The 20,069-nt window shown below is 64.2% G+C and carries 16 protein-coding genes and 1 tRNA gene; 11 read left to right on the top strand and 6 right to left on the bottom strand.

Annotation, left to right across the window (positions count from 1 at the left end; all coding sequences use genetic code 11):
- The 5 genes from AC1MLZ_RS09925 (at position 1) to AC1MLZ_RS09905 (ending at position 3,949) form a co-directional block, all read left to right on the top strand.
- Complete coding sequence (locus tag AC1MLZ_RS09925) at positions 1-534, top strand: response regulator transcription factor (protein ID WP_480958301.1); 534 nt, start codon at positions 1-3, stop codon at positions 532-534.
- A gap of 36 nt (positions 535-570) precedes the next feature.
- Positions 571-1,638 carry a spore photoproduct lyase family protein gene (locus AC1MLZ_RS09920; RefSeq protein WP_480958300.1) on the top strand — a complete coding sequence of 356 codons (1,068 nt, stop codon included), beginning with the start codon at positions 571-573 and terminating at the stop codon, positions 1,636-1,638.
- Positions 1,639-1,714: 76 nt separating this feature from the next.
- A complete protein-coding gene (locus tag AC1MLZ_RS09915) occupies positions 1,715-2,509 on the top strand; it encodes a DODA-type extradiol aromatic ring-opening family dioxygenase (protein WP_480958299.1) in 795 nt (264 codons plus the stop codon).
- A gap of 11 nt (positions 2,510-2,520) precedes the next feature.
- Complete coding sequence (locus AC1MLZ_RS09910) at positions 2,521-3,093, top strand: NADPH-dependent FMN reductase (protein WP_480958298.1); 573 nt, start codon at positions 2,521-2,523, stop codon at positions 3,091-3,093.
- Between the two features lies 1 nt (position 3,094).
- Entirely contained in the window at positions 3,095-3,949 is an 855-nt protein-coding gene (locus tag AC1MLZ_RS09905; protein ID WP_480958297.1) for a pirin family protein, read from the top strand.
- On the opposite strand, the gene AC1MLZ_RS09900 is transcribed toward AC1MLZ_RS09905, so the two are convergent.
- A complete protein-coding gene (locus AC1MLZ_RS09900) occupies positions 3,946-4,803 on the bottom strand; it encodes a peptidylprolyl isomerase (RefSeq protein WP_480958296.1) in 858 nt (285 codons plus the stop codon). The genes AC1MLZ_RS09905 and AC1MLZ_RS09900 overlap by 4 nt on opposite strands.
- An 88-nt stretch (positions 4,804-4,891) precedes the next feature.
- Between AC1MLZ_RS09900 and AC1MLZ_RS09895 the strand changes: the two genes are divergently transcribed.
- From AC1MLZ_RS09895 to AC1MLZ_RS09885, 3 genes are all read left to right on the top strand, one after another.
- Positions 4,892-4,982: transfer RNA gene (locus AC1MLZ_RS09895), tRNA-Ser, on the top strand.
- Positions 4,983-5,117: 135 nt separating this feature from the next.
- Positions 5,118-6,374, top strand: a complete 1,257-nt coding sequence (locus tag AC1MLZ_RS09890; RefSeq protein ID WP_480958295.1) for a tyrosine-type recombinase/integrase — start codon at positions 5,118-5,120, stop codon at positions 6,372-6,374.
- A 25-nt stretch (positions 6,375-6,399) separates the two neighbouring features.
- A complete protein-coding gene (locus tag AC1MLZ_RS09885) occupies positions 6,400-7,083 on the top strand; it encodes a replication protein A (RefSeq protein ID WP_480958294.1) in 684 nt (227 codons plus the stop codon).
- A 188-nt stretch (positions 7,084-7,271) separates the two neighbouring features.
- Here the strand turns inward: AC1MLZ_RS09885 and AC1MLZ_RS09880 are convergent, their stop codons facing one another.
- From AC1MLZ_RS09880 to AC1MLZ_RS09865, 4 genes are all read right to left on the bottom strand, one after another.
- Positions 7,272-8,471 carry an IS256 family transposase gene (locus AC1MLZ_RS09880; RefSeq protein ID WP_480958293.1) on the bottom strand — a complete coding sequence of 400 codons (1,200 nt, stop codon included), beginning with the start codon at positions 8,469-8,471 and terminating at the stop codon, positions 7,272-7,274.
- Between the two features lie 906 nt (positions 8,472-9,377).
- Positions 9,378-9,593 carry a family 43 glycosylhydrolase gene (locus AC1MLZ_RS09875; protein WP_480958292.1) on the bottom strand — a complete coding sequence of 72 codons (216 nt, stop codon included), beginning with the start codon at positions 9,591-9,593 and terminating at the stop codon, positions 9,378-9,380.
- A 117-nt stretch (positions 9,594-9,710) separates the two neighbouring features.
- Positions 9,711-10,145, bottom strand: coding sequence for a family 43 glycosylhydrolase (locus AC1MLZ_RS09870; protein ID WP_480958291.1), 435 nt, complete (start codon positions 10,143-10,145; stop codon positions 9,711-9,713).
- 116 nt (positions 10,146-10,261) lie between these two features.
- Positions 10,262-13,096 carry a TonB-dependent receptor gene (locus AC1MLZ_RS09865; protein ID WP_480958290.1) on the bottom strand — a complete coding sequence of 945 codons (2,835 nt, stop codon included), beginning with the start codon at positions 13,094-13,096 and terminating at the stop codon, positions 10,262-10,264.
- A 303-nt stretch (positions 13,097-13,399) separates the two neighbouring features.
- On the opposite strand from AC1MLZ_RS09865, the gene AC1MLZ_RS09860 reads away from it, so the two are divergent.
- Positions 13,400-14,569, top strand: coding sequence for a cellulase family glycosylhydrolase (locus tag AC1MLZ_RS09860; protein ID WP_480958289.1), 1,170 nt, complete (start codon positions 13,400-13,402; stop codon positions 14,567-14,569).
- A gap of 321 nt (positions 14,570-14,890) precedes the next feature.
- The gene (locus AC1MLZ_RS09855; protein ID WP_480958288.1) at positions 14,891-15,718 is read left to right on the top strand and encodes an IS5 family transposase; all 828 of its coding nucleotides are present in this window, start codon (positions 14,891-14,893) and stop codon (positions 15,716-15,718) included.
- A 131-nt stretch (positions 15,719-15,849) separates the two neighbouring features.
- Here AC1MLZ_RS09855 and AC1MLZ_RS09850 read toward each other — a convergent pair whose 3' ends face one another.
- Positions 15,850-17,106 (bottom strand): multidrug effflux MFS transporter, encoded by a 1,257-nt coding sequence (locus tag AC1MLZ_RS09850; protein WP_480958287.1) that lies wholly within the window; start codon positions 17,104-17,106, stop codon positions 15,850-15,852.
- A 439-nt stretch (positions 17,107-17,545) separates the two neighbouring features.
- On the opposite strand from AC1MLZ_RS09850, the gene AC1MLZ_RS09845 reads away from it, so the two are divergent.
- Positions 17,546-19,891 carry a GH92 family glycosyl hydrolase gene (locus AC1MLZ_RS09845; protein WP_480958286.1) on the top strand — a complete coding sequence of 782 codons (2,346 nt, stop codon included), beginning with the start codon at positions 17,546-17,548 and terminating at the stop codon, positions 19,889-19,891.
- The last annotated feature ends 178 nt before the right edge of the window (positions 19,892-20,069 follow it).

Here is a 20,069-nt window from a genome sequence, read left to right as displayed (position 1 = left end):
GTGACCGAACCGAAACTCCTTGCCATCGTCGAGGACGACGAGACCTTCGCACGGACTTTGCGGCGCTCGTTCGAACGCCGTGGCTATGAAGTGATGCAGGCCGCCAGCCACGAGGAACTCGTCGAGCAACTGGCCGAGCGCACGCCGCGCTACGCCGTCGTCGACCTGAAGCTTGGCGGCGCGTCCGGCCTGGTCTGTGTCCAAACACTCCACGCACACGACCCCGCGATCCTCGTCGTCGTCCTCACCGGTTTCGCGAGCATCGCCACGGCGGTCGAGGCGATCAAGCTCGGCGCTTCGCACTATCTCGTAAAGCCTTCGAACACCGACGATATCGAGGCGGCATTCGATCGCACCGAGGGCAGCGTCGACACCGAACTCTCCGAACGCCCGACCTCGATCAAGACGCTCGAATGGGAGCGCATCCACACCACGCTCGCCGAAACCGACTTCAACATCTCGGAGACCGCGCGCCGCTTGGGCATGCACCGCCGCACGCTCGCGCGGAAGCTTGAGAAGCGCCCGGTAAAATAGCCGCAACGCTTGGGCGAAGGCGCGCGTTGTCCATCGATGCCAGCGCCAAAACCCTCACGACTCTGGCAGCCAAAGCGACTGCTCGCGACCCCGTCCGCGCTGACCTGGGAGCACGGCGCCGAAATTGCCGCCCGCGCGACTGCGCTAGGCGTTCCCGTCACGACGCTACCGAGCGACCGCCTCAAGCTCGACTTCCCCGACGATTCCCGCCGCGCCTACGCCGAGGCAAAGGCGACGCTTGCGCTGGTCGTCGCGCCGCCGTCGAAGCGCAAGCTCCAGCCGATTGCCCCCAGCGCGGACTGGCGGATCGACCTCGCCGAAGGGTGCCCCGCGCATTGTGGCTATTGCTACCTGGCCGGTTCGCTGAAAGGCCCGCCCATCACGCGCGTCTACGCGAACCTGCCGGAGATCCTCGCCGAACTGCCCGCGCATCTTGGCCAGGGCACCGTCACCTCGCGCTCGACCGCCCGCGCGCATGAGGGCACGACATTCGAGGCGTCCTGCTACACCGATCCGCTCGGCATCGAGCACGTCACCGGATCGCTCTCCGCGCTGATCGCGCATTTCGGCGCGTGGGAGGCGGACGTGCAGTTGCGCTTCACCACCAAGTTCGACGCGGTGGAGCCGCTGTTGGAACTAGACCACCGCGGTCGCACCCGCATGCGCGCCTCGATCAACCCCGCCGCCTATGCGCGCTTCGAAGGCGGCACTAGCCCGGTCGCGGCGCGGTTGCTCGCGTTGCGGAAAATGGCGGACGCGGGCTACAAGATCGGGCTGACGGTCGCGCCAATCATTGCCGCCGAAGGCTGGCGCGAGGCGTATGGCGAATTGCTGGCGGAGGCGGGCAGGGTGCTCGCCGACGTACCCGACGTGACGATCGAACTGATCACCCATCGCTATACGCCTGGATCGAAGGCGGTACTCGAAACCTGGTATCCCGGCTCGTCGCTCGACCTCAGCATGGCCAACCGGACCGAAAAGCGCACGAAGTTCGGCTCGGTCAAATACGTCTACGACGCGGACACGATGCGCGCGCTTCGCAGCGTCTTCCAGGACGAGATCGCCGCGAAGCTGCCGCAAGCCCGGATCCTTTACTGGACGTGACGCGCGCGCCAACCGGCAACGCAGCGTTGCCATTCGCGCCCTTTCGATCGCCCCCGCCGCCGCCTACCTCGAAGCCATGACAAACACCCGCCAACCAGCCCTCTTCATCCCGCATGGTGGCGGGCCCTGTTTCTTCATGGACGACCATGCCGGTAACTGGACCGGCATGGCCGCGTACCTCCGGTCGATCGCCGCCTCGTTGCCCGCAAAGCCCAAGGCGATTCTTGTCGTCTCCGGCCATTGGGAAACCCGCGGCTTCGCCTTCACCGGCGCCACCACCCCGCCGCTGATCTACGACTATGGCGGCTTCCCGGCGCATACCTACGAGCTCCGCTACGACGCGCCGGGCGATCCCGCCTTGGCCGCCCGCGCTGCCGACCTGCTCCGCGGCGCCGGCCTGACCGCCACCGTCAACCCGACGCGCGGCCTCGATCACGGCGTCTTCATCCCGATGAAGGTCGCGTTCCCCGACGCCGACATCCCGGTCGTCGAGATGTCGGTCGACCGCGATCTCGATCCGGCGCTCCACGCTGCCGCCGGCCGCGCGCTTGCCCCGTTGCGCGATGAGGGCGTCCTGATCGTCGGCTCGGGCATGAGCTTCCACAATATGCGCGGCTACGGCGACCCGCGCTTCACCGCGCCGTCCGAAGCGTTCGACCAATGGCTCACCGCGGCCGTCGAGTCCGAACCGACCGCTCGTGCTCAAGCGCTCGCCAACTGGGCCGAAGCCCCCGCCGGTCGACTCTCGCACCCCCGCGAGGAGCATCTCCTGCCGCTGATGGTCGCCGCCGGTGCTTCCGACGAGCGGGGCACGCAAAACTATAGCGAGCGCGTGCTGCAAACCGCGATCTCCGGCTACCGCTTCAACTAAAAGGAATTTCCATGGCTCTTCCCGTTCTGCTCGCCATCTCCGGCAGCCTGCGCCGCGGCTCGTACAACACCGTCATCCTGACCACGCTTGGCGAAGCGGTGGCCGACAAGGCCGCGCTGAGGGTCTTCGCGCTGAACGACGTGCCGCTCTATGACCAGGACGCCGACACCGACACGCCCCCCGCCGCCGTCGCAGCCCTGCGCGCCGCAATCGGCGCGGCCGACGGGATCGTCATCGCCTCCCCGGAATACAACCACGGCATGTCCGGCGTCCTGAAGAACGCGCTCGACTGGGCCTCGCGCCCGCACGGCAAGGCGACGCTGACGGGGAAGCCGGTCTTCACGCTTACCTCTTCGCCCGGTGCAGTCGGCGGCGCGCGTGCTCATGCACAACTCAACGAGACGTTGGCCTCGATTGGTGCCCGGACCGTGCTGCGTCCACAAGCCGTCGTCGGCGCGGTTCACGAGAAGATCGCCGACGGTCGCCTCACCGACCAGCGCACGCTCGATTTCCTCGTCGCCGGCATCGACGACCTGCTCGCCGACATCGCGCGGCCCACCACCGCAGACCGCGAGGCATCCTGACATGCGGCAGGTCCTCAACCAGTATCCGGCCCAGCGCGACGACATCGCCGATCTCGTCACCCGGCGCCCGCTGCCGGGGCCCGGCCTGCCGCAGGTCGATCCGTTCCTGTTCCTCAACCATCACGGCCCGCAGACCTATCGCCCCGGCAACACCGGCCTGCCGTTCGGCCCGCATCCGCACCGCGGGTTCGAGACCGTCAGCTTCATCCTCAAGGGCGAGATGGCGCATCTCGACAGCGGCGGGCACGAGAGCGTCATCCGCGCGGGCGGCGTTCAGTGGATGACGGCGGGCTCGGGCCTGATCCACGCGGAAATCTCGCCGGCGTCGTTCAAGCGCGACGGCGGCCCGCTTGAGATCCTGCAACTCTGGGTCAACCTCCCCGGCCGCCTCAAGATGACCAAGCCCACCTATACCGGCCTCCAACGCGAGGACATTCCCGCGATCCCGGTCGATGGCGGTGTCGTGAACCTGATCTCGGGCGGCTTCGGAGACGAGCGCGGCCCGATGGAGTCGCTGACCGACGTCGCGATGATGACCGTCGAGCTTGAAGCCGGCGCCAGGGTCGACCTGCCCGCCCCGAGTGGCCGCGCGGTCTTCTTCTACGTCGTCGCCGGCGCCCCCTCGGCGAACGGCACGCCGATCAAGCCGCACCATCTGGCCACCTTCGCGGTGGACGGCGACACGATCACCGTGACGACCGAGGCACCGGCCACGATCCTCTACGGCCACGCAGACCCGATCGGCGAACCCGTCGTCTCACACGGCCCCTTCGTGATGAACACCCGCGAAGAGATCGTCCGCGCGATCGAGGACTATAACGCGGGCCTGTTCGGCAAGCCTCCGGTCATCCGCTAGGGCGCCTTGCGAACCGGGGGCAGCGCGGCACAGATGTCCGCTCCCCCGGCAGGCACCGTGAAGAACGGGCCCGGCCGGTTCTCGCGTGACGCGATCCAGGCCACAAACCGCGGATTGTCCGCCGCGCGATATTCGAAGCGCGGCCGCTGGGCGGCAGGGAGTTCGCTCGCGAGGCGGGCGGACACGATTGGGCTCCGCTCCCCCTCGGTCTTGTAGAACCCCAGATCCCCCGTCCCACGTGGCAGCGACGACAGCCACTCGACACCATCGATCACCCGCCCCACCACCGCGATGTTCCGGTCCAACGCGCGCGGCGAATGCCCGATCACGGTATACAACTCCGCGCCGCTCCCCGTGCTCGGCGCCAGATCGCGCGCGACGCCGACCATGCCGTAGCAATGCGGCAGCCACTCGGTCGCGCCATTGCCCGCCAGCGACCAGCCGTCGCGGCTATATCCCGCCCATTCGGCATAAGGGTCGCGCTGCGACAGCCGTGCCACCGTCGTCGGCCCGGCATGCGAATATTCCGCCGGCGGATTGGCGACGACGCCCGCGACCAACGGTTTCTTCTCGGTCGCATCGCCCCATTGCGCGACGTAATTGTCCTGCAACCGGTACACGCTGGTCCCCAGATCCCACCAATGCGCCGCGGCAAGCTTGCGGATATTGGCGACGTGCACAGGCGCATATCGGGGCGCCAGCCGCACGGTAAACCGGTGCCCATTGGCCAAGGTGAACACCACCAGTTCGTCGTCCGGCACCGCGACCCAGTCCGCCGCAATCGGATCTGACGGGAGCGTCGCGGCGGCCGGAACGGCTTGCGCAAGCATGGCGGCGAGAAGGATATTCAACATCCCCGCAGACTGCCCCAGCCGATCACCGCACGCAATCGCTTGCGCCCCGGCCAAACCCGCACTAGCAGACGCCCTTCCAGAGCAATGCGGAGCGGTGGCCGAGTGGTCGAAGGCGCTCGCCTGGAAAGTGAGTATACGTCAAAAGCGTATCGAGGGTTCGAATCCCTCCCGCTCCGCCACCCTGCCTTTCCACAGCGTCCATTCCGTCTCATAAGCCAAGGGTTTGCCTTGGTTTCTCTTGTGCGATAGCCTCCCATCGTCCCATTGTGTCTCAGCCAAGCGCACGCTTGTTGGGGGTATTCTGGGGGTATCGAGTGCTGACCGAATTACGCTGCCGACAGGCCAAGGCAGCGGAGAAGAGCTACAAGCTGTCCGATGCCCGGGGGCTTCATCTGTTCGTGACGACCACGGGCTTTCGTTCGTGGCGCTGGAAGTATCGAATCGCCGGCAAAGAAAAGCTGCTTGTGCTGGGCAGCTATCCCGAAGTCAGCCTGGCGCGCGCGCGCGAGCACCGGGACGTGGCGTCGCGACTTTTGAAGGCAGGGACCGATCCGAGCGTCGACCGCAAGCAAACCGCTGCCGTCCGTCATATCGAGCAGGCAACGACGTTCGAGGCGGTAGCGCGGGAATGGCATGCCCAGCAGCTGTCGAGCTGGGTCGCGGTGCATGCGGCGAACGTCCTGAACAGCCTAGCGAAGGATGTCTTTCCGTATATCGGCTCGACGCCAGTCGCAGCGGTGACCTCGCCCATGGTGCTGCAACTGGTACGGCGGATTGAGGAGCGGCCATCGGTCGAGACCGCGCGTCGCGTTCGGCAGCGCATCTCAGCTGTGTACGGCTTTGCGATAGCGTCGGGATACGCGACGAGCGATCCGGCTGTATCAATTCGTGGAGCGATGAAGCCGCTCATCAAGAAACGGCAGCCGGCGCTGGGATCGATCGAGGAAGCCCGTGCGCTATTGATGGCAGCCGAGGCATCGGCAGCGCATCCCATGACCAAGCTCGCGTCGCGACTTCTCGCGCTGACGGCACTGCGGCCGGGGGCGCTTCGAACGACCAGTTGGGCCGAGCTGGAGCCGTTGAACGAGGATGCGCCGGTGTGGCGCATCCCGGCGGACCGGATGAAATTGAAGGTCGCGCGCAAGCAGGACGACCGCTTCGATTTTCTAGCACCACTGTCCAGACAGGCGATGGATGTGCTCCGGGCAGCGCGTGCCTTCGCACCGCGCGGCCCACTGGTTTTTCCGAGCCAGCGCCATGCCCACAAACCGATCAGCGAGAATGCGATCGGGTATTTCTACAATCGCCTGGCGGTCCGGGCGCGGCATGTGCCGCACGGCTGGCGATCGACATTCTCGACGGTGATGAACGAACGCGCGGAGGCGCTCGACAGACCGGGCGATCGGGCCATCATCGATCTCATGCTCGCGCATATTCCAGACCGCGTCGAGGCGACCTACAACCGCGCCGCGTACCTGCCGCGTCGTATCGAGATCGCGCAGGAGTGGGCGGACCTTCTGCTCGATGGGTTTGCGCCAGCAGCGGAACTGCTCGAAGGACCGCGCCGCTAGGCGTTGCCGCCGAGGGAGCGGTGGCATGACCGCGCGCTCGCTCCACGAGATTATTGGCGGTAGGGCGAGCCAGTACGGCATCTCGCGTAACCGCGTCCGGCGCGACAGCTTTCCCAAGGGCTCCTGCGAGGCCCGGTTCTGGCGCCCGCTCAGGAAGCGTCAGATGGGCCCGGCGATGATCGCTGCAGAAGGATATGACCGGCAGCACAAGCAGCCTGGCAAGCGTAACGGACCGCTAGGTCACGTTGGGCTAGAAGTCCTGCGCGCGCTGTATCGCATCGTGTGTCACCGGTCAGGCCGGCTTGAGCCGTCGATCGACTATCTGATGGGAAAGTTGCGACGCTCGCGTGACGCTATCGTGCGCGCGTTGAAAGCGCTCAAGGACCACGGTTTTTTGGATTGGGTCCGCAGGACAGAACCGATTCCTGAAGCAGAAGGTGCCGGACCCAGAATCCGCCAGATCAGCAACGCGTACCGACTCTGCATTCCGGCGTTTGCCCGCGTGATCGTGGAGCGTATCGTTGGTCCCGCGCCGATGCCTGCCGACATGGTCCAGCATCTTAAGCAGACCCGCACCGAGCAGGCGGAGATGGTGGCTCAGTTGCCGTTGCGCGAAGCGGTGGGATTTGGTGTCCGGAACGAGGCGCTGGCGGCTGCCCTCGCCCGACTTGCGGACGCGCTGGACGAGAATGAGCGCGAGTCCGCCTAGCGGTCTGAAACCAGCACCATTCATTTATAGAAAGGGAAGATCGCCCATCGATGACCGTGACAGGTTCTTCAAATGACCCGATGTTCTGGGCATGGGCGGCGGGTCCTGTCCGGCGGTGGATCGTGTCCCACCGCGTGGTGTAGCTTCAGCGGCGTAGCCGCTTTGATCTCCGGGCAGGGCCGGGTCAATCACGCCGCCATGGACGACAACGTGACTGCGGGATCATCGCTCAATTGCGTCACGCTTTCCAGCGTCATGTAACGTCCTCGCTGGACCGCCCACTCGTCGTTCTGCTCGAGCAGCAAGGCGCCGACGAGGCGGGTGATGGCATCCTCGTTGGGGAAGATGCCGACCACGCCGGTGCGCCGCTTGATCTCGCCGTTCAGGCGTTCGAGTGGATTGGTGCTGTGCAGCTTGGTGCGATGCTGCGGCGGGAACGACATGTAGGCGAGCACGTCCTCCTCCGCCGTATCCATCAGCTTGGCGAGCTTCGGGACGGTGGGTCTGAGCTGGTCGGCAACCTTTCGCCATTGCCCCTTGGCAGCCTCGGGCGTTTCCTGGGCATAAGCCGTGGCGATAAAAGCTGAGACAACGCGGCGACCGCTCTTTCCAGCATGGGCTGTGGCGTTGCGCGCGAAGTGGACTCGACACCGTTGCCACGTTGCGCTGAACACCCGCGATACGGCTGCTTTGATACCCTCATGTGCATCCGAGATGACGAGTTTCACGCCACGTAAGCCTCGCCGTGCGAGGCCGCGCAGGAAGTCTGTCCAGAATGTCTCGGCCTCCGACGCACCAATCGCCATGCCGAGCACCTCGCGCCTGCCGTCGCAGTTCACGCCGACCGCAATGGTAACCGCGACCGAGACGATCCGGCCGGCTTGGCGGACCTTCAGGTACGTCGCGTCGACCCACACGTATGGCCAGTCGCCCTCGATAGGCCGCTCGAGGAACGCCTTCACGCGGATGTCGATCTCCTCGCACAGCCGGCTCACCTGGCTCTTCGAGATGCCCGACATTCCCATGGCCTTCACCAGGTCGTCGACCGAGCGGGTCGAGATGCCCTGGATGTACGCCTCCTGGACGACCGCGGTCAGCGCTTTTTCTGAAAGGCGCCGGGGCTCCAGGAAGGCGGGAAAGTAGCTGCCCGTCCTCAGCTTGGGGATCCGCAACTCCACCGTGCCGGCCCGCGTCTCCCAGTCCCGCTCGCGGTAACCGTTACGTTGGGCAAGCCGGTCGCTGCTCTTCTCGCCATATCCAGCGCCGGTCAGATTGCCGACCTCCAGGTCCATCAGCCGCTGCGCGGCAAAGCCTATCATCTCGCGCAGAAAATCTGCATCCGCGCTCTTTCCCACCAGCGCCTGCAGGTTCATCGTATCGTCGGTCATCGAAGGTCTCCGTTGGTTGAGTTTCGCAACCCACACCTATCCGAAGATCTTCGATGGCCACCCGTGAACCTGACCGGCCGCTACAGCGCTCGGGGATAGCGCGCGGCCGGTCAGCTTCACTACCGCCGAGCTACACCACCACCCGGGACACGACCCGGCGGTGCTCGGTCGTACTCTGTGACAGTGCGCCGGCGCAAACCCGCGGCGATAGGAGTCGAGCGGTTTGGCGTGTTTAAACGTCCTACATGGACTTGGTACATGCGGTTTCGCCCAGGCGGCTGTTGGTGCACCGAAGCGCACCGTCGATGATGCCGTGATATGTGGCCAAAAGCGGCGGAATACCGTGGGACTGGTTGTTGCCTGTTAATGCACCGGAACCGACACGAAAAGCTCGCGGGCGAGGCGGGGGGATAAGCGTGTTAAATGGGGTGGCAGGTGCATCAATTTGCATCACCGTAGGAGGGATCTTGCGGCGTAGGCCACGTGTCAGCGCGCTGCGCATCAGATATCCCAACTGCATCAAAAGGCACGTAAGAAGCTAACGGGCGAGGCGGGGGTTCTTGCGGAGTATTCGGGGGTGAATGGTGGAAAGCCGCCTGGCCGCTTTCGGGCCGTTGGCGTGCGTAAACCGCCGTTCGTTTTGTTTCGGCAGAGGAGCTCGAATGTCACCGCTACTGATCAGCCGCTTGCTCAGAGATTACGGCTGGTTGAAAACAAATAATTATCCATACGGTGGATAGTAACTGTACCGTCTTATTCGCCCCGTCTCCCAATGCGGGGCAGCGTCGGCGCGTCATCGCCGTCGGTCATTGCGATAGGCACTATAGGCCCATCGGCGGCATAGCGAACACGGTCGATCGCGACCTAGCGCTCGCCCTTCAACGGCGTGGTACCGGATGACTGGTCCTAACGGTGGTATATGATGAGCCAATCGCCTTTGCGGATGCGGACGAAGCTGTGGTGGCCCGGGCCTTGATGTGACGCGTCGCGCTTCAGGATGGTTCCGCGGTTAGCGCCACGGACCGATCGGCGAGCGGGACGTTGCGTAATGGACGGAGTAATCGGGGCAGCCCAGTGGCCGCAGCTGTACGAGAGATAATAGACACCGTTACGCTCGCGCATGAACGCCCCTCGGTAAAATTGGGCGGCTGGTCGACCGGACCTCCCGCGCGAGACTGACCATGTCGCGACCGAGCTCCCAGACACGCAGCTTCGCGCCGTTCGCCTGCCGGCCGCCGGTCACCAGAGGCCGACCGCTGTCGCGGTAGGCCCCCCGCGGTGCGTCCGCGACGGCGACGCCGATCCGGCTCGGGTCGGATTCTGCGGCCCGACCGAATAATAGAGATACCATTTGCCGCCACGTGTCGCGACGCCCCGTGCCGACAGAAAATGCGCCTTCGCACCGTTGTCGCCGATCCAGCGGATCTGATCACGTCGCAAGATCTCGCCACGGCTGGTCCAGGTCTGGAGGTCACGCGAAGAGAAGGCGCCGAACCGGTCCGCGGCCCAGCTTCCACCCGGACCGCCAGTCGGAAAGATCCACATCTCGCCATCGATCATCATTGCGTGCGGGTCAGCACCTTGGAACACCGGGTTGCGCGCGGTGCCTGCCGCCGCCGTAACCAGTGCGACCCCGATTGCGCCTGCGATCCACGGTCCCCGATGTCGCGTCATTGTGCTGGCTGCCCGGCCTCGAGCACGAACACCGCCTTGAGAACCGGGGTAGTTACGCTAATCTGCCTGAAATCCGCACGCTGCATGAGTATATCTCCTATAATCGCTGAGTCAGGTCAGAACCGAAACCGTACGCCGAGCGAATAAGTGCGTTCGAGGTAGAAGATCTGGCGGGCGAACTGGTCGCCGGCGTCGTTGAACTCACGATAGCGTCGGATTGGATTGCCCAGCACGTTGACGATGTCGAATGCCAGAGTAACGCTCGGAACCGGCGTGACCGTTGCCGACAGATCGAGCTGTCCGCGCGCTTTCTCGATGACCCCGCCGGTGCGTTGCGCGCCGTTGACGTCGACGTCGAGCGGCTCCTGGCTGTAATATTGAACGAAGTCCGAGCGGAAATTATACGCGACACGCGCCGAGAAGAACGGGCGCTCGTACAGCCCGACCAGATTATAGGTCCATTTCGATACGCCGTTGAAGCGCTGCTGCTGGCCGGCAACGTTGGGCGACGTCGCGAGCGTCGAGGCCAGATCGCCCTTGGAGTCCACATAGGTACCATTGGCCTGGAGGCCGAAGCCCTTTGCCCAATTGGGGAGGCCGTCGATGTCGAGGAAGCTCGTAAAGCCGACTTCGACGCCCTGGAACCGCGTCGCGCCGGTATTTTCGGGCTGCGTGAAGCGGACGCGACCATAAGTGGGGTCGGTGGTGAAGACCGTGGTGTTCGAGATGAAGCCCTGCGCATCACGCCGGAAGATCGCGCCGGTCAGTGAACCGCTTCGCGAGAAATACCATTCGAGGCTCGCGTCGTAGTTGTTCGACGTCAGCGGCGACAGGTTCGGGTTGCCGGCGGTGATGTTGCGCACGTTGCTGTTGGGGTCGTTCGGGTTTGGCGGATTGTTCGGATCGATCGTCGGCGGTGATCCCACGGTCAGCGCAGGATTGAGGTCGAAGAAGTTCGGCCGGGTCCGCGTCTGCGTGTAGGCTAGCCGGAGCTGCAACTCATCGGTGGCGGCTACACGTGCGCTGACGTTAGGCAGGTAGTCGGTGTATTCGTTCTTCGCGGTGATCGGGGTGATGACGAAGTTCCCCGTCGTCTGTTCGTCGCGCAGGAAGCCGCTGATGCGGTTCTTGGTGCGGATCGCGCGCAAACCGACGACGCCGTCGACGACCACGCTGCCGATGTCGAACCCGTATTTGACCTGAGCATAGGCGGCCAGCGCCTTTTCGTTCGCCCGGAAATTCTCCGAAGGGTTGAATTCCGGTCGTCCTGCCGGCGCCCCGTAGAAGCTTCGCAGGGCGACGAGATTATCGCGGATGCTGCTCGACGGGATCGCGGTGAAGGTGCGGATGGGGAAGGTGTTGTTGTAGCCGAACCCGGCAAGCGTGGATTCCGTGCTGACCGGCAGCGCGGTGATCGGCAACTGCGCGGGCAGGTTGAAGATGTACGGCGCGCCGCGATCGCGGTTGGCGTCGCGATCATTGTAGCGGACGCCGAACTGCAAGCGCTTCAACAGGCCGCCGCCGAAATCATACTGGACATCGACGCGCGACTGGATGTCCTTGCCGCCGACCTTGGTATATTCCTGGAAGAAGCCGCGGCTGAGGTAATTGGCCGGATCGGTCAGGTTGAAGTCGCCCAGGTTCAACGTCGGGCCGCCGTCGGTTCCGGGGGCTTCGAACACGACATTGCGCACCGGCGAGCTTCGGAACGTATAGTCGATGTTGATCAGATCGAAAGTGTAGCTGCTGTCGGTGTAGGCGACGTCGCCCGAGATCTGCAGATTGTCATGCTTCCAGATCGCGCCGCCACCCGCCTGGTAGGTGTTGGTCGTACCGTTGGCCGAACCATAATAGCCGTCCGGTGCATTGGCCCCCGTCACGGTCGCGCTTTGCGCCACGTTCGCGTTGCCGGGACGCGTCGTCAGGTTCGTCAGCTGGAAGTCGGCACCGCCGAAGATCGGAACGAACATGAACCGGTTGGAGTCGCGTCCGCGATACCCTTGGTACAGACCGTCGACATAGATTTCGAGTTCGGGCGTTGGCTTCCACTGGAACGCTGCGTTGGCGGATGGCCGCCAGCGTCGACCATAACCCAGGAAGAGCGATTGTGCGTCCGGATAGCGGACTCCGCCGGCAGTATCCGGCGTGTTCGCCGAATTGGTGGTGCCAACCACCAGCGATTGCTCGCGCGTGGCATCCAGGAAATTAATGCCGACATAGGATGCGTTGACGAGCAGGCCCATCTCGCCGATCCCGGTGTCCCACCGGTCGCTGACGAGCAGATTGCCGTTCCACGACATCTTGCCCGACTGTTGCCAGTTCACCCCGTTCAACGATCCCGACAGTTCGAAGCCGTTGAAATCGAATGGCCGACGGCCGCGAACGTTGACCTGGCCGCCGATGCCGCCCTCGATCAGGTTGGCGGTGCCCGATTTATAGACTTCGAGCGCGGCGACCGTGCCGGCAGGGAAATCCTGGATCTGGACGAAGCGGCCTTCCGCGGTGAAGATTTCGCGGCCGTTATAGGTGGTGCTGAGATCGGGCAAGCCGCGCACCGTGACACCCGCCGACTCGCCGCCGCCACGCGTCACCTGCACGCCCGACACCCGCGCGAGCGCGGACGACGCGAACGTGTCCGGCAGCTTGCCGATATCCTCGGCGACGATCGCATCGACGATGCCGTCTGAATTGCGCTTGATCGCCTGCGCCGACTGGAGGCTGCGACGGAGGCCGGTCACGACGATCTCGTCACCGCCCTCGGTCGGGCTCTCCTGGACCGACGGCTGTGGTGCGGCGGGGTTGGCATTCTGGTCCGACGCCGTTGTCGGCTTGGGCAGGTCCTGGCCGCCGGCCCTGGTCTGCGTGGTATCGGAAGTCTGTGCGGTTGCCGGCGCCACCGTGGCGATCGCTGCGGCGGCCACGGATGCGTAAAGGCGTGCTTTCGCGTTCATGTCTCTCTCCCCCTTAGTGTCGCTGGTTTTCCATACGACTTGGCGTCACGCTAAAACGATCAAATCGCGCAATCAATCATTTTGTAGGACAAGATTGATGGATTCTTCATGGGGTCTTGTTGATCCGAGGCTTGGCCAGCTAGGATCGCCGAGGATGCGAAAACAGCACCGCGGTGAGGCCACTGCGTATCGTCGATACGGCGAGCGGCGAAACGGTTGAACAGGAGAGGAACGCCCGTGAACGGTGGCAATTTGGCGCGGACGCCCGCGTGGTCGATACGAGAGCCCCGGACCGCAGGGACCGTGACTGCCGCAAAGTCGCTGTACCTCGCCTTGCTCACCACCGCGGTGTTCGTCGCCAGCCCTGCCGATGCCCGCGGCCGCTGGACGGAGGCGCAGGCGAAAAGCTGGTACGCCGCGCAACCGTGGTTGGTCGGCGCAAATTATGCTCCCGCAACCGCGATCAACCAGCTAGAAATGTGGCAGGCGGCGACCTGGGATCCTAAGCGGATCGACTATGAACTCGGCCTTGCGCAGGGCATCGGCATGAACACGATGCGCGTGTTCCTCCACGATCAGCTCTGGCAGCAGGATCCGGAAGGCTTCAAGCAGCGGATCGACGCGTTCCTGGCGATGGCCAAGGCCCGCAAGATCAAGCCGCTGTTCGTGCTGTTCGACAGTTGCTGGGATCCGGATCCGAAACGCGGGCCACAGCATCCGCCGATCCCCGGGGTGCATAATTCAGGCTGGGTGCAGGGACCGGGGCTGCCGGGCCTGCGCGATCGCACGCGCTATCCGGGCTACAAGGCGTATGTGCAGGGCGTGATCGGTGCGTTTGCGAAGGACGACCGGATCCTCGGCTGGGACGTCTGGAACGAGCCCGACAATGGCGCGGATCAATATAAGGGGCAGGACGGCAAGGAGCCGCTGGTCCGCGCGCTGCTGGCGCAGGTGTTCGACTGGGCGCGCGCGGCTGATCCGTCGCAGCCGCTGACCTCGGGGGTGTGGATCGGCGACGACTGGGCACCGGGCGGCAAGACGTCTCCGATGGAAAAGCTCCAGCTCGCGCAGTCGGACGTGGTGACGTTCCACGATTATAGCTGGCCGGAGACGTTCGAGCGGCGGATCAAGCAGTTGCTCGCCTATAATCGCCCGATCATCTGCACGGAGTATATGGCGCGCGGCAACGGCTCGACTTTCGATGGGTCGCTGCCGATCGGCAAGCGCTACAATGTCGGCATGATCAACTGGGGGTTCGTCGATGGGAAGACGCAGACGCGGCTCCCCTGGGACAGCTGGCAGAAGCCGTACGTGCTCGCCGAGCCGACGATCTGGTTTCACGAGGTGTTCCGGAACGACGGCACGCCGTATCGGCAGGCTGAAACCGACCTCATCCGTCGACTGAGCGCGGCGCCGAAGGGCGTCGTACCGGCGGCCCCGTCCGATACGTCGGCGGCAGGTCGCCAACGCTGAAGCGATCTGCAGCATCGCCTTCGCGAAGGAAGGCGATGCTGCGCGCGCAGTGGTTGTCAGGCGGCAGGCCTATCGTCTGCGCGATGCGCTGATACTTTCCGCCGTCTTCGATGATCGTTCTGGGTTGTATCTGACCAACCAAATATCATGCCACCGGGTCTGCGATCCGGGCAGGCCTCGACGGGTGACCGCTAGCCGCGACCGTTAGGACTTTATCCTCTGACCCTATTGGCCGAGGTTCTAAGAGCCCGACCGAAAATTGAGTTGAGCGATTTCAGCAGCCTGTGATTCACCGGGGGTTGCGAAGACCACGAGGATCACATGGGCTGGACTGAAACCGCTCGGCGCGAGCATGACAGAAGCGGGCTGCGCTATGCAAGCGACTGCACGGATGAAGAATGGGCTGTCGTCAGGCCGTTATTGAGGCGAACCTCCAGGGTGGGACGCCCGCGCAAGCACAAGGCGCGGCCCCTGTGGGACGCGATCCAGTATATCGCCACGACAGGGTGCCAATGGGCGCAACTGCCCAAGGACTTCCCGCCCTTCACGACGGTGCAGGATCATTTCTACCGGATGCGCGACAACGGCCTGCTCGATGTCATCAACGCGGTGCTGGTAGCATGGGTGCGAGTTTCGGAAGGTCGCACACCGGCGCCGAGCGCAGGCGTCATCGATAGCCAGTCGGTGAAGACTACCGAGGCGGGTGGGCCTCGCGGATACGACGCTGGCAAGAAGATAAAGGGGCGCAAGCGCCACGTCGTGACCGACACACTCGGCAACATGCTTGAAGGCGTGGTGCACGGCGCCGGTGTTCAGGACCGCGACGGGGCGCCCGGCCTGATCGAGCGATCCTGCGACGCGTATCCCACGCTCACCAGACTGTATGCCGATGGCGGCTATGGCGGCCAGAAACTTGAAGTAGCGGTCGCGCACATTGATCGGCTGACAATCGAAATCATCAAACGTTCCGACCTGACGGGCTTTGTCATTCTGCCCCGGCGCTGGGCCATCGAACGCATCCTAGCGTGGCTCAGCCGATGCCGGCGTCTCGCCAAGGACTGGGAAGCCTCCATCGCATCGTCCGAGGCGTGGATGGTCGTTTCATCCATCAGGCGAATGACGCGCCGTATTGCCAAACTCCAATTGTGAGTCGGGCTCTGAGGCCATTCTAGCGCCGTGCGACAGGCTGATGCTGACCGTCGTCGCCCGGCTCAGGACGAGATGAACCGGCGACCGCTTCCGAAAAGGCCAGTGGCTCCGCTGAAGGTCGAGATCTGGGTCTAGGGGTGTCCGGGCTCTTGCGTGTCACTAGGATGTCTAGCCTGAAACAGCCTTCGTCCTTCCGTGAAGTACACGACGCCCAGAACTGCGATGCCGATTGCAAGGTATCCAATGGCCAGCGGATAGGTCGTGCCGTCATATGCCTGTCCGATGATGGAGCCGACGACCACCGCCCCGACGCTGGTGATGAAGCCCTGTATTGAGGACGCGGTACCGGCGATGTGTCCGACCGGCTCCATCGCCATGGCACCGAAGTTCGACCCGCACAGTCCTATGCAAGTCATGCTGAGTGCCTGGAACAGCATGTACGTCCCCAGCGATTCCCGTCCGACGCCGATCACTACGAGGTGGAGCAGCGACAAGGCGATCAGGGCGAGCAATGCGGACTGGGAGATGAGGCGGGTGCCAAGCCGCTCGACGAGGCGGCTGTTGGCGAAGGATGCACAGGCCATTGAGAAGGCGCAGACGGCGAACAGGATCGTGAAGCGTTCGCCGGCATGGAACTCATCGACGAATATCTGTTGGGCGGAGGAGACGAAGGCGATGATGCCGCCAAACGTCATCGACGCCGCCACGGCATAGCCGGCAGAGAAGCGGTTCGTCAGCGTCAATCGGTAGGCGCGGCCAAGAGATGCCCGCGACAAGGGAGAACGACGTTCCACCGGCAGGGATTCGCGCAGGCGGAGGGTGGACCAGGCGAGGACGACGGCCGCAAAGGTCGCCAGCGCATAGAAGATGAAGCGCCAGGGTCCGAAAGCCAGCAGGACCTGACCGAGGCTGGGCGCCATGATCGGCACCAGGAAGAAGATCATCTGGGCGACGGACAGAGTGCGCGCCATCTGGCGGCCCGAATAACGATCCCGCACGATCGCGACCGCGAGCACCCGCGTCGATGCCGACATGAGGCCCTGGAGCACGCGTGCGCCGAGAAGGGCGGAGAACGTCTGCGAACCTGCGGCGAAGATGCTGGCCGCCACGAAGCCGGCAAGCGTGATGAGCAGGATGGGCTTGCGGCCATACCTGTCCGCAAGCGGGCCATAGACGAGCTGTCCAGCACCGAAGCCCAGCATGTAGACCGTGATGATCCACTGGCGGTGGTTGGCCGTCGTGATAGCAAGCTGATGGCCAATGTCGGCGAGCGCAGGCAGCATCAGGTCCACGCCCAAAGCGTTGACTGCCATCAGCGCGGCGACGAACGCGACGAATTCGCCAGCTCCCATGGAGGCAGACGTCTGCTTATCGATCATGGCCGTCATCTAGGTCAGCAATCGAAGAGTGACCATGTCTGTTGGCACGCACAAACGGCGGCCAACGACGAGCGAATTGGGGTGCCTTGGCTTTTCGGCGTGCAGATCAACGTTCGATCGATCTCGGCGCAATCTCTTTCGTTGGCGGTGACCACAGGCTTCCCGAATGAGTGTCTGAAGTTGGGAGGCAAGGATGGAGGCGCGAATGTCCGGTATGGGTCTGGCCGGAAGCCGGAGGCAGGTCGCGTTCGACCAGGACCGGACTTACGGTGTAGCAGTAGCGGATGACGGGACGACACCGCGTGTCCGGGTAGCGGGGATTTGCGCGACATGGTCTATCTGGCACCCGAGATGGTCCTGCGATCATCGGCGCATAACGACGCTTTTTTCCGTCCAGTGACCTCGTCCACATTAGCCGACCCTATTTCCCTCTGAACGGGTGACCTCGATGTCTATCTTCACGCGATCGTGCCTCATGGGTGCAGTGGTCACCACGATTTTTGCCGGACCTGTCTTCGCGCAGGAGGAGGCAAAGCCGAGCGAGGCGGTCGATCCGTTCATCGGCACCGGCGGCGAAGGCCACACCTTCCCGGGCGCGGTCGCGCCGTTCGGCATGGTCCAGTTGTCGCCGGATACCGACACCTCGTGCGTCATCCGCACCTGCTACGGCCATGCCGCCGGCTATCGCTACGACGATCCGACGATCGAGGGGTTCAGCCACACGCATTTCTCGGGCGCGGGGCATTCCGATCTCGGCGACATTCTGGTCATGCCGGTATCGGGCGACAACGTGCCGATGGACCCCGGCACGCCCGCTGCCCCCGGCTATCGCTCGCGCTTTTCGCACGCCACCGAAGTCGCCAAGCCCGGCTATTATGCCGTCACGCTCGACGGGCCTGGCGTAAGCGCGGAAATGACCGCCGGCACCCGGATCGGCGTGCATCGCTACAGCTTCCCCAAGGGCAAGGCCGCGCATCTCGTCGTCGATCTCCGGTCGTCGCTTTATAATTACCCCGGCAAGATCCTGTGGTCGGGGCTGCACCTGCGCGACGATGGCGTGCTCACCGGCTTCCGCGAGACGCGCGGCTGGGCGCCCGGCCGCAAGCTCTATTTCGCGATGCGGTTCTCCGCCCCATTGGTCGGCCACGCGTTGGTCAACCGCGAGAAGGAGATTCCGTACAAGGGGTTCCAAGGCCCAGGCCGCGGCAGCGATGCGCTGGCGGAAAAGCTCGGCCAGGCACTCAAAGCGCGACTCGATTTCGGCCCGCTAGATGCACCGCTCGAAGTAAAGGTCGGGATCTCCGGCGTCGACGAAGCCGGCGCGCTCACCAATCTCGACAGCGAGCCCGGCGGCTTTGACGCTGTCCGCGCCAAGACGCAGGCCGACTGGGATACCGCACTCGGCGCGGTCAAGTTTGAGGCCGAAGCTCCGATGCGCCGCATCTTCGCGACCGCGCTTTACCACAGCCTGCTCGCCCCCAGCGTTTGGAGCGACAGCGACGGGCGCTACCGTGGCCCCGACGACCAGGTGCATCAGGCCGATGGCTTTACGGTTCGATCGACCTTTTCCCTCTGGGACACGTTCCGCGCCGAACACCCGCTGCTGACACTGATCCAGCCGGAAAAGACCAACTCCGACATCGTCCGCTCGCTGATCGCCAGCCAGCAACGCAGCCCCGACGGCATTCTCCCGGTCTGGCAATTCGCCGGGCGCGAAACGTGGACGATGATCGGCTATCACGCCGTCCCCGTAATCGCCGACGCGTATATGAAGGGGATCGGCGGCTTCGACGCGGACGCCGCGTTGCAGGCGATGGTCGCGAGCGCCGACCATGCATCCTATGGTGGGCTCGGCGAGTATATTCAGCGCGGCTACGTCCCGATCGACAAGGAGCCGGAGGCTGCATCGAAGACCGTCGAATATGCCTATGACGACTGGACGATCGCGCGAATGGCGCGGCGGATGGGCAAGACCGAGATCGCCGAACGGTTCGAGAGGCGTGCAGGCAACTGGCGGAACAGCTTCGACGCAAAGTCCGGATGGCTGCGCGCAAGGCTGGCGAACGGAACCTTCCGCACGCCGTTCGATCCGACCGCGATCAATTACGGCTCCGATTATACGGAAGGCAATGCGTGGCAATATAGTTGGTTCGTACCGCAGGATCAGGCGGGCTTGTTCCGGCTGCTCGGCGGCGACGCCAAGACCTTGAATAAGCTTGATGCGATGTTCGACTTCGACAATTCAAAGGTCGATTACAGTCATGCGGAGGATATCGCCGGGCTGATCGGCCAGTATATCCACGGCAACGAACCGAGCCACCACGTCGCCTATCTCTACAGTTACGCCGGCTCACCGTGGCGGACGCAGGAGCGGCTCGGCCAGATCGTGCGGAGCCAATATGGCGCCAAGCCAGAGGGGCTCAGCGGCAACGACGATCTCGGCCAAATGTCCGCATGGCTCGTCTTCACCGCGCTCGGCTTCTACCCGGTCGCGCCGGGATCGAACGAATATGTCATCGGCCGGCCGTTCCTGTCGCAGGCGACGCTCGCGCTGCCCGGCGGCAAGCAGTTCGCGATCCGGACGGATAATCTGTCGGACGCCAACCCCTATATCCGATCGGTCACGCTCAACGGAACGCCCCTCACCCGCAGCTATCTGCGCGACGACGAGATCCGCCAGGGCGGCGAACTCCGCTTCGTGATGGCCGCGAAACCGAACAAGCTCTGGGGCAAAGCCGCGAAAGCCCGCCCGTTCTCGTCCTCCACCGCGCCATCGACCATGCCGCGCAATTAAAGACTGTCAGACCGATTGCCCCGCGCCCTAACGGCGCAAAGGTGATAGCGGCGGCATCCGCAGTTGAGGCCGTGCAAGGCGCAGGTGCCACCGAACTGACCTGAAACCGTAACCCCACCGCCACGAAATCTCATTAAGGGAATGGATTCTGACCTAAAAAGCGACGGGGCTGCGTAAA

It is taken from the genome of Sphingomonas sp. PEI4, assembly GCF_056679955.1.
This window is presented reverse-complemented; position numbering and strand designations above follow the sequence as displayed.